The following is a 12,154-nucleotide window of genomic DNA, read 5'->3' as shown; positions in this document are numbered from 1 at the left end:
GGTGTAGACCACTGGGTGGCTGGTAGCGGAGGATCGTCGGCGTGACCGCACACGCCATCGCCGTAGACGTCGGCGGTACCGACATGAAGGCCGCCCTCGTGGCCGTCGGCCGCGATACCGCTCGGCAGTTGCGCCATGCGCGCCGCCCGACCCCGCGCGGCTCGGACGGCGAAGCGACCGCCGACCTCGTGGTCGAAGCCGTGGCCGAGCTGGTGTCCGAGCTGCGCTCCGGCGCGGACTCGGTGGACGCCGTCGGCGTCGTGATGCCCGGTGTGGTCGACGAGGCTCGCGGTGTCGGAGTGTTCTCCGCGAACCTCGGTTGGCGGGACGTGCCGCTGCGCGACCGGCTCGCCGCCCGCATCGACCTGCCACTGGCCTTCGGCCACGACGTCCGCGCCGGTGGGCTCGCCGAGGCACGCCTGGGCGCCGCCCGCGGCATGCGCGACGTGGTCGTGCTGCCGATCGGCACCGGGATCGCCGCGGCGCTGGTGCTCGACGGCCGGCTCTACTCCGGCGGCGGCTTCGCCGGCGAGATCGGGCACATCGACGTCGGGCACGGCGAGCCGTGCGGCTGCGGGAGCAGCGGCTGCGTCGAGGCCGTGGCGTCGTCGGCCGCGGTCGCCCGCCGCTACCGGGCGCGGACGGGGCGGGACGTCTCGGGCGCCGACGTCGCCGCCGCGGTGCGGACCGGCGATCCGGACGCCCAGGCGGTTTGGCAGGACGCGATCGACGCACTGGCCAGGGGGTTGCTGGTGCTCATCACGGTCGCAGCGCCCGAGTGCGTCGTGCTCGGCGGCGGGTTCGCGCAGGCCGGCGATTTGCTCGTCGACCCGCTGCGCGCCCGGTTGGACGGCATGCTGGCGGCATACCACCGCCGCCCCCACCTCAAATTGGCCGAGCTCGGTGACACCGCGGGCTGCCTCGGTGCAGCGCTGCTGGCGACGGAAGGGTTGAAGACAACGTGAACACTCCCGAACTGATCCTCGCCGGTGGACAGGTCGTCACCGCCGACGGAGTGCTGGACCGCGGTTGGGTCCGGGTCTCCGGCGGCCAGATCGCCGCGGTCGGCAGCGGCCCCGCGCCGGACGGCCCCGCCGTCGACCTGGCCGGCCGGTGGCTGGTGCCCGGCTTCGTGGACATCCACTGCCACGGCGGTGGCGGCGGCTCCTTCACCGGCATCGAGCTCGACCAGTCGCACGCCGCGATCAACACCCACCGCGCGCACGGCACGACGACGATGCTGGCCAGCCTCGTGTCGGCGCCGCTGCCCGACCTCGCCAAGCAGATCAGCGCGCTCAGCGAGCTGGTCGTCGACGGCGCGCTGGCGGGCATCCACCTGGAGGGGCCGTTCCTGTCGGCTGCGCGCTGCGGCGCGCACGACCCGGCGATCCTCCGCCCGCCGGAGGCCGCCGCCGTCCAGCAGCTGCTGGACGCGGGGCGGGGCGCGGTCCGGATGATCACGCTGGCGCCGGAGCTGCCGGAGTCGTTGAGCGCCATCCGGCGGCTGGTGGACCAGGGCGTGATCGCCGCCGTCGGGCACACCGACGCCGTGCTGGACCAGGTGGTGCCCGCGGTGGAGGCGGGCGCGACGGTCGCCACTCACCTGTTCAACGCGATGCGCCCGCTGCACCACCGGGAACCGGGCCCGATCGGCGTCCTGCTGGAGGACGAGCGGGTGACCGTCGAGCTCATCTGCGACCTGGTGCACCTGCACCCGGCGGTGGTGAAGCTGGCCGCCTCGCACGCGGGCAGCGGGCGGACCGTGCTGGTCACCGACGCGATCAGCGCGACCGAAGCGGGCGACGGCACCTACGAGCTGGGCAAGCTGCCGGTCACGGTGACCGACGGCGAGCCACGGCTCGCGGACGGCTCGCTGGCGGGCAGCACGCTGACGATGGACGTGGCGTTCCGGAACCTGGTCCGCAGCTGCGGCCTGACGGTGCCGGCGGCGGTGGCGGCATCGTCGGCGAAGCCGGCGCAGCTGCTCGGCCTCGGCGACCGGATCGGCGAGATCCGCCAGGGTCTCGCGGCGGACCTGGTGGTGCTGAACGCCGACCTGGAGCTGGACGCGGTGATGAAGGACGGAACCTGGGTGACCGAACCAAGCTGAGCCGAACCGAGCTGAGCACCGCGCCGAGGGGTCGGTCCGCAATTTCAATGGAAATCGAAGGTCCGATTTCCATTGAAATTGCGGAAGTTGTCCACATCCCCCGGCGTGTCGTGGCCGGACACGCCGGAGAACCGCAACTTCCGCCGGAGAGCCGCAACTTCCATTGAAATTGCGGCCGGTACGCGAAGCCCCGGCTCCGCCGCACCACCCGGCTCCGCCGCACCGCCCGGCTTCGCCGCAACGGCCTGCTCCGCCGGGTCCCTCGCTTACGCTCGGGGGGTGACCCGACCCGACCCAGCACACCTCCTGTCGGCGGCGCTGCGTGCCCAGGCCGGGGGCAGCCCCGGCACGGCTCCGCAGCCTCCGCCCGCTCCGCCGCGCAAGCGCCTCCCGGTGGTCGGCGTGCTGTTGTTCGCGCTGATCGTCGGGCTCCTGGCCGGAGCCATCGCCGGAGCGCTCACGCTGTTCCCCCTGGCGATCTGAGCCGATACCCACTTCCGGGTGATCATGGGATTGCCCAGCGTGTTCGGCGGGCTTGCTCGCCCGGGGGTTGGCGCGGGGGCGGTCACGGTACCGTTGGCAAGCGTGACGACCGAATTGCCCGCGATTGTCGACGCCGCCGCGAACACTCCCGCGCTCGCCCTCCTGCCGGACTGGCTCGATCCGGAGCACATCATCCAGTCGATGGGGCCGTTCGCCCTGATCGGCGTGTGCCTGATCATCTTCGCCGAGTGCGGCCTGCTCATCGGGTTCTTCCTGCCCGGTGACTCACTGCTGTTCGTGACGGGCCTGTTCGTCGCCACCGGCGCGATCGACACCCCGATCTGGCTGGTGTGCGTGCTGCTAGCGGTGTGCGCGTTCGTGGGCAACGTGACCGGGTATTGGATCGGCCGCAAGGTCGGGCCGTCGATGTTCAACAAGCCCGACTCGAAGCTGTTCAAGAAGGAGCACGTGGACAAGACCCACGGGTTCTTCGAGAAGTACGGGGCGCGCGCAATCATCCTGGCCCGGTTCGTGCCGATCGTGCGGACCTTCATCACCGCCGTCGCGGGCGTCGCGCAGATGGACCAGAAGAAGTTCTTCAGCTTCTCCGCGATCGGCGGCATCGCGTGGACCGTCAGCATGACGGTGCTCGGCTTCTTCCTCGGCAACATCCCGTGGATCAGGAACAACCTCGAAGCGATGGCCATCCTGATCGTGCTGGTCTCGGTCGTCCCGATCATCATCGAGTACCTGAAGGGCCGCCGCGAGAAGGCCCGCGGCGCCGCGAGCTGACGAGTCGCCACCTTCGCGCGGATCCGGTGCTCCGGATCCGCGCGAACTGCTTTCCGGGCCGGGTCAGGCCTCGCCGTAGCGCGCGGCGATGTCCTCGGAGCTGGCCCACCGGCTGTAGGTGGGCTCCTGCGGCCAGCCCTCGGGCGAGTCCTGCCACTCCTCCCGCCGCCCGTACGGCAGCAGGTCGATCAGCGCGAAGGTGTGGCTGAGCTGCTCGCAGCCGCGGCCGCTGGTGTGCCAGGTGCGGTAGACGGTGTCGCCGTCGCGCAGGAACACGTTGACGGCGAATCCCCCGCCGGGCGGTGCGCCGACGTCGGCGCCGAACGGGCTGTTCGCCGTGGAGTACCAGGTCATCTGGTTGCCGACGCGCCGTTTGTAGGCGAGCGCCTCGTCGATCGGGCCCTGGGTGACGACGACAAACCGGGCGTCGTAGTTGTGCAGGAATTCCAGCCGGGTGAACTGCGAGGTGAACCCGGTGCAGCCCGGGCACTGCCATTCCTTGCCGGCGAACCACATGTGGTTGTAGACGATCAGCTGCGACGCGCCGTCGAAGACGTCCGCCAGCCGGACCGGCCCCTCCTCGCCTTCGAGGGTGTAGTCGGGCATCTCGACCATCGGCATGCGGCGGCGCTGCGCGGCGATCGCGTCGAGCTCCCGGGTCGCGGCCTTCTCCCGGGCGCGCAGCTCGTCGAGCTCGCGCTGCCAGGTCTCGGCGTCGACGACGGGCGGCAGGGCATTGCTGGTCATGGGTTCCCCCAACCGATCAGGGTCTGTTCGCGGTACACCGGAACAGACTCCGCCCGGATGGAGAACTCATCGGCTGATCACCAGGCGTCGGCGAGATCGGCGTGCTGCTCGATCCAGGTGTGCATCACGACGCCCGCCGCGACCCCGGCGTTGATCGAGCGGGTCGACCCGAACTGCGCGATCGACACCACCAGGTCCGCGCCGTGCCGCGAATCCTCCCGCAGGCCGGGGCCCTCCTGGCCGAACAGCAGCACGCAGCGACGGGGCAGTGCCGTCCGCTCGACCGGCACCGCGCCCGCGGTGTTGTCCACCGCCACCAGCGCCAGGTCGTGCTCGGTCGCGTAGCCGCGCAGCGACTCCAGGTCCGGGTGGTGGTGGATGTGCTGGTACCGGTCGGTGACCATCGCGCCGCGCCGGTTCCACCGCCGCCGGCCCACGATGTGCACGGCCTTCGCGGCGAAGGCGTTCGCGGTGCGCACCACCGTGCCGATGTTGTGGTCGTGCTGGAAGTTCTCGATGGCCACGTGGAAGTCGTGCCGCCGCAGGTCCAGGTCGGCGACGATCGCCTCGCGCCGCCAGTACCGGTAGTGGTCCACGACGTTGCGCCGGTCGCCGTGCTCCAGCAGCTCCGGGTCGTAGCGCTCGTCCGCCGGCCACGGGCCCGGCCAGGGCCCGACGCCGACGGTGGTGCCCCACTCGGTGGGACCGAGCTCCTCGCTCACGCCAACCCGAGGTCGGCCAGGCTCAGCAGCGAGCGGTACGGCAGCCCGGCGGCCTCGATGGCCTCGCGCGCGCCGGTGTCGCGGTCGACCACGGTGGCCACGCCGACGATCTCGGCGTCGGCCGCGCGCAGCGCCTCGACGGCGGTGAGGACGCTGCCGCCGGTGGTGGAGGTGTCCTCGACGGCGAGCACCCGGCGCCCGGTGACATCGGGGCCCTCGATCAGCCGCTGCATGCCGTGCGTCTTGCTGCTCTTGCGGACGACGAAGGAGTCCAGCCCGGGGCCTTCGGCGTGCATCATCGCGGTGGCGACGGGGTCCGCGCCGAGGGTGAGGCCGCCGACGGCGACGTAGTCCCAGTCGGCGGTGAGCTGGCGCAGCAGCGTGCCGATCAGCGGCGCCGCCTGGTGGTGCAGCGTCGCCCGGCGGAGATCGACGTAGTAGTCGGCTTCCTTGCCGGAGGAGAGGGTGACCCGACCGTGCACGACGGCGAGTTCCCGGACCAGGCGGGCGAGCTCGGTGCGCTGCTGTTCATCCACTTTGACCACGAGTTTTCAGCATACCGGCCGGGTTGCGGGCCTCGTCCGCGACGGGTCCGTGAGTGTTTCGGGGCGCTATGGCACCCCAAAACGCTCACGGGCCGACGCCCGTCGAATGCTCAGGTGCGGCCCGGGACGGTGCGCTTCACGATCATCCGCTGGAGCTTCTGCGGCACCAGCCGGCCGATGGCGACCAGCGCCTTGTACTGCACGCCCGGCACCGACACGCTCTTGCCCTGGCGCAGGTCGGCCAGCGCCGCGTGCACCACCTGGTCGGCCTGCAGCCAGAACGCCCTGGGCAGGCGGCCCATCTCCAGCCCGGCCCGCTGGTGGAACTCGGTCTGGGTGAAGCCCGGGCACAGCGCCATGACCCGCACCCCAGTGCCGGTCAGCGACACCGACAGGCCCTCGGAGAAGGCGGTCACGTAGGCCTTGGTCGCCCCGTAGGTGGAGCCGGCGACGGGGAAGAAGCCGGCGACGCTGGACACGTTGATCACGTCGCCCTGGCCGCGCTCCCGCATCCCGCGCACCGCGGCATGGGTCAGCGCCAGCACCGCGGCGACGTTGACGTCCAGCTGCCGCTGCAGCTCGGCGGCGGTGGTGTCCCAGAACGCCCCGGCCGTGCCGAATCCGGCGTTGTTGACCAGCAGGTCCACCGGCCGGTCGGGGTCGGCGAGGCGCCGCTCGACCTCGGCGCGCTGCTTCGGGTCGGCGAGGTCCGCCGGGAGCACCTCGACGCGGACACCGTGCCGGGCCTGCAGGCGATCGGCGAGCTCGGCGAGCCGTCCGGCGTCGCGGGCCACCAGGACCATGTCGTGGCCCTCGGCGGCGAGTCGGCGGGAGAAGGCGCGCCCGATGCCCGCGGTGGCGCCGGTGACGAGTGCGGTAGCCATGGCCCGAACCTACCGAAGAGTTCGCCCGCCGCGACCACCCGCCGGGGTCCCCGCAATTTCCATTGAAATCGAAGGTTCGATTTCAATGGAAATTGCGGACTTCCGGGGTCAGCGCGAGCGTTCCGACGGCTCCGGCTCGGCGTCGACGAGCTCGTCGTCCTCCACCGCGGCGTCGGCGCCGTCGCCCTCGTTCGGGTCGGTGTCGAAGGGGTCGATCAGGTCGGCGAGTTCGCCGAGGTCGCGCAGCAGCCGCTCCAGGCGCGCCGGGTCGGCGTCGTCGGGGTGCAGCGCCGCGAGCACCCAGTCGTTCTCCAGCCACACCACCGTGACGTCGTGGCCGACCTCCTCGGTGGCGTCCACCAGGTCCGGCGTCACCAGCGGCCGGGCCGCCGCCACCTCGGTGACGAACGCGTACCGCGAGCCGACCGGGCCGAGCAGGTCCAGCTCGGAGTCCTGCGGCACCGGGACGTCGGGCAGCCACAGCTCGATGGTGGCCGGGGCGGACCGGCGGCAGCGGATGGCGGCCAGCACCGCGGCCGCCTTGCCGTTGACGTCGAGGTCGAGGACGTACACCTGGCGCCGCCCGTCGGCGGTGAACGTGGACCCGGCCACCACGTCGGTGGCCGTCACGCCGCCGAACTGGGCCAGCACGCCGCGCTCCCACCTGGTCGGCAGGACCTGGTCCACCTCGGCGAACTGCCAGCCGCGCAGCGCGGCCCAACGGCGTCGCTCGCGGTTGTTCGACGCGCGCTGGGATCGGTCGGCGATCAGCAGCACGACGCCCGCACCGATGGCGACGACGGCGATGACGAACCAGAGCCACGCAGGTATGCCCACACAGCGCAGGGTAGTCCGATCATCGCCGAACACGAAGATCACCTGGGCATCCGGTGCGGAACCGCTCCATCGGCTGATATTGACCTGGGAAAACGCGTCACGGGGAGGTGCGGCCGGGGCGACGTGCCCCGGCCACACCTCCGATCAGGTGTTCAGCCGCCGATCGTCTGGCCGATCCAGTCCCGGACCGCGACCGGGTCGGCGAAGATGTCCGGCTCGTCGCCGCAGACCTCCGTCTCCTCGGTGCCGCCGAACCGGCTCGTGATGCCGATCTGCTCCCAGCGCCCGGCCGCGTCGCGGATCAGCGCCGGACCGCCGGAGTCGCCCTGGCAGACCGACACCCGGTTGCCAGGGGCGCGCACGCAGGTGTCGACGCTGCCGTCGGTCTTGGCGCACTCGGCGTCGTCGCCCACTTCGGAGTCGTACTGCTTCAGCTGCTGCGGGAAGGCCGGGATCTCGCCGCACTCGAACTCGCTGCACTCCCGGCCCCAGCCGATCAGCCGGGTGTCCTTGCCCGGCACCTGCTCGGCGTCCGCGATCCGCACCGTCGGCAGGTCGACGGGCCGGTCGAGCTTCAGCAGCGCGAAGTCGTACTGCGCCAGGTACTCCTTCTTGTACTGCGGGTGCAGGACCTTCTCGGTGATCCGGCGCTCCTCGCCGCCGGTGGTGCGGTCCGGGCTGCCGACGCGCGCCGTCAGCTGCCCCGCGTCGAACGAGTCGACGCAGTGCCCGGCGGTCAGCAGCCAGTCGTCGTCTATCAGCGTCGCTCCGCAGTGGAACCTGGGCTCGTCCGGCACCTGCAGCGACGCCATGAACGGGTACTGCTCGTCCGCCGGAGCTCCGCCGACGATCGCGCCGGCGCTACCGGCGGTCGCGATCCCGACCAGCGCCGCGCCGAAGGCGGCAGCGAGCAACTTGGTGATGCGCATGGTTTTCCTCTCGATTCGGTGAAGGTCCCGGGCAAGGCCCGGAAGATCAGATCGCCTTGCGGCGCAACAGCCAGCAGGTCAGCGCGATGCACGCCGCGGCGAGCACCAGGAACACCCCGGCGTCGACGAGCTGGAGCGTCCAGAACCGGCTGCCGGGCTGGACGAGCACCATTTCGGTGTAACCGGCCGCGCTGAGCTGGTCGATCTCGGCCGAGCCGACGGAGTTCGGCGCATGCGGAACGCCGCTGGCCCGGAGCGCCCCGAAGATGTCGAGCTCCTCGCCTTCCGGGCTCCGGTAGACGAACTCGGTCACCCAGCCGCGCGGCCCCCGGTAGTACTCGTCGGTCGTGAGGCGCTGCGGCGACATGTAGTGCGGTCGCAGCCACGCCACGATCGGCAGGAAGACGGCCAGGAAACCGGCCAGCGACAACGCCATCCCGACGAGGAGGTGCTTGGTCACCGTTCCGGCCAGGACGCCGAGCGCGAAACCGAACACGCACGTCGCGGGGAAGGACGGCAGCACCATGCCGAAGGCGTCGAACCAGCTCCACTCCGGCACGGCCGGCTGGAAGTACCACATGTACGCGGCCGAGAACGCGGTGCTGAGCACGGCAATCGCGCCGCCGAGCAGGAACACCTTGCTGAACAGCCAGTGCTCGCGGGAGATCCCCTGCGTCCAGGTGTAGCGGAAGGTTCGCTGCTCGATCTCCCGCGTCAGCATCGGCGCGCCCAGGAACGCGCCGATCAGCGCCGGCAGCACGGGAAGCAGCGTCCCCTGCAGGCTGCTCAGCATGCTGAGGGACGACGTCCACTCGCCGCAGTCGTTCCCGATGCCGATGCAGTCGACCAACTCGGCCCGCCCTAGCGAATCCCGCATTCCGTTGCCCAGCAACAGGAACCACGCGGCGAAACCGAGCAGAACCGCGCCGACCAGGGCCACCATCAACCGATGTTGCCGCCAGGTCAACCAGATCATTCGTACCTCCGGTTTTGGGGTTTTCCGGGCAGCATCGGTCGGGGCGCGATCAGCGCCCTCGTCTCGCCCGGAATCAGGTCAGCTGAGTTTGCGGCGCAGCCAGTAGAAGGCCAGCGCCAGACAAGCGATGGTCAACGCGAGGTAGATCCCCGCTTCGATGAACTGGAAGGACCAGAAGCGGTCCGCCGGGTGGTAGGTGACGATCCGCAGCGGCGCGGGTTCGCCTTCTCGCCAGACCGCCGAAGCCCCGGTTCCGCCCGAACTGTCGCGGTAAACCGCGCCGAGGTAGTACGCATCGCTGAGCACGTCCTCGGATCCGGATTGCTGGCCGACCGGTTCGACCGCCCGGGTCAGGGTCATCGGCTCCATGTAGTTCGGCCGCAGCAACCAGGCCATCACCACGAAGACGGCTGCGCCGCCGAACATCGTCGCGGCCATCGCGGGCACCGTCCGCTTGAGCAGCGTTCCGGCGGCGACTCCCAGCGCGAAGGTGAACAGGCAGCTCATCGGGAACGCCGGGACCGACTGGTTGAAGAAGCGGAACCAGCCCATCTCGGGAACCATCGGCGCGAGCCAGCTCATGTGCACGAGGGAGAAGATCGTGCTGAGCACCAGAACCGCGCCCCCGACCAGGAGCACCTTGCCGCGCAGCCAATGGCTCCGCGAGACGCCCTGGGTCCACGCGTAGCGGAACGTGTGCTGCTCCAGCTCCCTGGACACCAGCGGAGCACCCGCGAACATGCCGACCAGCAGCGGCAGCGGCAGCAGGAAGCTGCTGACGTCCTCGACGAACTTGACCAGGCGCGAGAACCCGTACGCCGCGGTGTAAACCGTCGAGGCGTCGGCGCCGAGCGAGCCGGAGAAGAGGTAGATCGCGGCGACGCCGAGGAAGACGACGGCGAATCCGGCCAGCCCGAGCCGGTGCTGCCGCCAGGTCAACCAGGTCATGCAGCGACCTCCCGGATGCGCTGCGGCGCCGAAGCCGTCAGGTAGTGCATGACGAGCATTTCCAGGTCGACGCGCTGCACGTCCCACGAAGAGCCGGGAGCCGGGGGATTCCCGCGCACCAGCAGGGAAACCCGATCCCCGCGCTCCTCCCGGTGCACGACCTCGCCGGCCACGCCCGCCGCCGCGCCCCTCGGCCCGATCAGGACGTGGTGCTGCTCCAGCAGGTCGTCGATGTCCTCGGAGAGCTTGACCTGGCCGTGGTCCAGCACGATCAGGTAGTCGCAGAGCCGCTCCAGTTCGGAGACCACGTGCGAGGACAGGACCACGGTGCAGTCCCAGTCGGCCTTCGTCTCCATCAGGACGCTCATCAGCTCCCGCCTGGCCAGCGGGTCGAGGCTGGCCACCGGCTCGTCGAGGATCAGCAGCTCGGGCTTCTTCGCCAGGGCCACCGCGAGCGCGACCTGCGCCCGCTGGCCGCCGGAGAGCCCGCCGATCCGGCTCTCCAGCGGGATGTTCAGCTCGGCGAGGCGGTCCAGCGCGATCCGCTCGTCCCAGCGCTTGTTCAGCATCCGCCCGGCCTTGAGCATCTCGCGCACCTTGAAGTTCCGGTACAGCGAGTGCTCCTGGTCGAGGTAGGCCACGCGGTCCAGCACGGTGCCGGGGCCGACGCGCTCGCCGAGCAGCGTCAGCTCGCCCTCCGTCGGCGCGAGCAGGCCGACCATCAGGTTCAGCAGCGTGGACTTGCCCGCGCCGTTCGGGCCGACGAGGCCGACGACCCGTCCCGCAGGCACCTGCAGCGAGCAGTTCCGCAGGCCCCACTTGCGGCCGTACCGCTTGCCGAGGCCGGTCGCCGTCATGGCGGTTTCAGTCATTGGTTCCCCTCAGGACGGAAGTCGTGCAGCACCGTCGCGATCAGCGCGGCGATGCCTTCGGAATCCATGCCGGCCCGGTACGCCTCGGTCAGCCACCGCTCCAGGCCGGCGCGCAGCTCGGCCTGCTTCTCCGCGGGCAGTCCGGTCAGGCCCCGTTCGATGAAGGTGCCCGCCCCGGGACGGCCCTTGGCCAGTCCCTTGTGCTCCAGCTCGCGGTACGCCTTCAACACCGTGTTCGGGTTGATGACGAGGTTCTTCGCGACTTCCTTGACGGTGGGCAGGCGGTCGCCGACCTGCAGCTGCCCGAGCCGGAGGGCGTGCTCGACCTGATGCACGAGCTGCCGGTAGGGCGGCACCCCGGTACCGCTGTCGACGCGGAACTCGATCAAGCACTTCCCCTATCACTCTATTAACCTACGACCATAGGATAACTTTCGGACGATCTAGGTCAAGCAGAACCCCGAAAATGCCCCTGAACAGCGAAAAGCGCCCCAGCTGAACACTGAGGCGCGGGATGCCCGCCCGGACTAGGTGATGTTTTGCCCGGTCAGGACCCGTGAGTACGTGGTGCGGCTATGGCGACACAATGTGCACACGGGACCTGAACTGCAGAAACAGGATTTGGCGGCCGGTTCGTTCGGCGGTCAGGACATGGCGAAGTTGTCGCAAAGGGCCTGCCACTCCGCCCGGTCCGGCGGCGGCCCCGGCAGCTCCGCGCCTCCCGCGCGCAGGCCTTCGAGCACCAGGGCCAGGTAGCGCGCGCGGAACTCGGCCCGCCGGGCCTCGCTCGTCGGCAGCGCCGGGTTGAGGTGCTTGAGCAGCAACAGGATGTCCGTCCAGTCCACGTCCGGACGCAGCTCGCCCGCCCGCTTCGCGGCGTCTACCAGGGCCTCGATCTCCCTCGCGACGCCCTGCTGCAGCTCGCGGAACTCCGCGGAATAGGTGTGCTGCAGGTCCATCGGCGGCAGCACGGTGCCGATCCCGGAGCCCTCCCGCAGGCAGCGGCGCATGAACCGGACCAGGGCCTGCCACGGATCGGATTCCTCGGCGCGAGCCGATTCCGCCTCGCCGATGATCCGCCGGAACGCGGCGATGCGGACCTGCTCGACCAGCTCCTGCTTGCTCGGGTAGCGCCGGTAGACGCTCGCCACGCCGACTCCCGCGCGCTTGGCGACCTCCGACATCGGCGCCGCGAAGCCCTGCGCGGCGAACACCTCGCGCGCGGCGGCGATGACCTGGTCGTCGTATCGCGCGGACCTGTCCGGTGTGGGCATGGCCACAGCATACGCGGACAGCGGAATGATCCATT

At 70.7% G+C, this 12,154-nt stretch carries 15 protein-coding genes; 4 read left to right on the top strand and 11 right to left on the bottom strand.

Annotation, left to right across the window (positions count from 1 at the left end; all coding sequences use genetic code 11):
- The first annotated feature begins 41 nt into the window (after positions 1-41).
- The 4 genes from ACWEV3_RS19120 (at position 42) to ACWEV3_RS19105 (ending at position 3,385) form a co-directional block, all read left to right on the top strand.
- Complete coding sequence (locus ACWEV3_RS19120; RefSeq protein ID WP_452615156.1) at positions 42-965, top strand: ROK family protein; 924 nt, start codon at positions 42-44, stop codon at positions 963-965.
- Positions 962-2,110, top strand: a complete 1,149-nt coding sequence (gene nagA / locus ACWEV3_RS19115) for an N-acetylglucosamine-6-phosphate deacetylase (RefSeq protein WP_452615155.1) — start codon at positions 962-964, stop codon at positions 2,108-2,110. The genes ACWEV3_RS19120 and nagA overlap by 4 nt, the downstream gene beginning before the upstream one ends.
- Positions 2,111-2,389: 279 nt before the next feature.
- Complete coding sequence (locus ACWEV3_RS19110) at positions 2,390-2,593, top strand: hypothetical protein (RefSeq protein ID WP_358580747.1); 204 nt, start codon at positions 2,390-2,392, stop codon at positions 2,591-2,593.
- Between the two features lie 102 nt (positions 2,594-2,695).
- Complete coding sequence (locus ACWEV3_RS19105; RefSeq protein ID WP_452615154.1) at positions 2,696-3,385, top strand: DedA family protein; 690 nt, start codon at positions 2,696-2,698, stop codon at positions 3,383-3,385.
- Positions 3,386-3,448: 63 nt separating this feature from the next.
- On the opposite strand, the gene ACWEV3_RS19100 is transcribed toward ACWEV3_RS19105, so the two are convergent.
- From ACWEV3_RS19100 to ACWEV3_RS19050, 11 genes are all read right to left on the bottom strand, one after another.
- Complete coding sequence (locus ACWEV3_RS19100; protein WP_452615153.1) at positions 3,449-4,132, bottom strand: DUF899 domain-containing protein; 684 nt, start codon at positions 4,130-4,132, stop codon at positions 3,449-3,451.
- A gap of 77 nt (positions 4,133-4,209) precedes the next feature.
- Complete coding sequence (locus tag ACWEV3_RS19095; RefSeq protein ID WP_452615152.1) at positions 4,210-4,854, bottom strand: TrmH family RNA methyltransferase; 645 nt, start codon at positions 4,852-4,854, stop codon at positions 4,210-4,212.
- Positions 4,851-5,399, bottom strand: coding sequence for an orotate phosphoribosyltransferase (gene pyrE, locus ACWEV3_RS19090; RefSeq protein WP_358580738.1), 549 nt, complete (start codon positions 5,397-5,399; stop codon positions 4,851-4,853). Before pyrE ends, ACWEV3_RS19095 begins: the two co-directional genes overlap by 4 nt.
- Before the next feature lie 110 nt (positions 5,400-5,509).
- Positions 5,510-6,283, bottom strand: coding sequence for an SDR family NAD(P)-dependent oxidoreductase (locus ACWEV3_RS19085; protein ID WP_452615151.1), 774 nt, complete (start codon positions 6,281-6,283; stop codon positions 5,510-5,512).
- A 108-nt stretch (positions 6,284-6,391) separates the two neighbouring features.
- Positions 6,392-7,120, bottom strand: coding sequence for a hypothetical protein (locus ACWEV3_RS19080; protein WP_452615150.1), 729 nt, complete (start codon positions 7,118-7,120; stop codon positions 6,392-6,394).
- 152 nt (positions 7,121-7,272) lie between these two features.
- Positions 7,273-8,049: a S1 family peptidase gene (locus tag ACWEV3_RS19075; protein WP_452615149.1), complete on the bottom strand. Its 777-nt coding sequence runs from the start codon at positions 8,047-8,049 to the stop codon at positions 7,273-7,275.
- 46 nt (positions 8,050-8,095) lie between these two features.
- Positions 8,096-9,025 carry an ABC transporter permease gene (locus ACWEV3_RS19070; protein WP_452615148.1) on the bottom strand — a complete coding sequence of 310 codons (930 nt, stop codon included), beginning with the start codon at positions 9,023-9,025 and terminating at the stop codon, positions 8,096-8,098.
- Between the two features lie 78 nt (positions 9,026-9,103).
- Positions 9,104-9,973: an ABC transporter permease gene (locus ACWEV3_RS19065; RefSeq protein ID WP_452615147.1), complete on the bottom strand. Its 870-nt coding sequence runs from the start codon at positions 9,971-9,973 to the stop codon at positions 9,104-9,106.
- Positions 9,970-10,845, bottom strand: a complete 876-nt coding sequence (locus tag ACWEV3_RS19060) for an ABC transporter ATP-binding protein (RefSeq protein ID WP_452615146.1) — start codon at positions 10,843-10,845, stop codon at positions 9,970-9,972. Before ACWEV3_RS19060 ends, ACWEV3_RS19065 begins: the two co-directional genes overlap by 4 nt.
- Positions 10,842-11,234 carry a GntR family transcriptional regulator gene (locus ACWEV3_RS19055; protein ID WP_452615145.1) on the bottom strand — a complete coding sequence of 131 codons (393 nt, stop codon included), beginning with the start codon at positions 11,232-11,234 and terminating at the stop codon, positions 10,842-10,844. The genes ACWEV3_RS19060 and ACWEV3_RS19055 overlap by 4 nt, the downstream gene beginning before the upstream one ends.
- Positions 11,235-11,489: 255 nt before the next feature.
- A complete protein-coding gene (locus tag ACWEV3_RS19050) occupies positions 11,490-12,119 on the bottom strand; it encodes a TetR/AcrR family transcriptional regulator (RefSeq protein ID WP_452615144.1) in 630 nt (209 codons plus the stop codon).
- Positions 12,120-12,154: the final 35 nt, after the last annotated feature.

It is taken from the genome of Saccharopolyspora sp. NPDC003752 (genome assembly GCF_053605825.1).
This window is presented reverse-complemented; position numbering and strand designations above follow the sequence as displayed.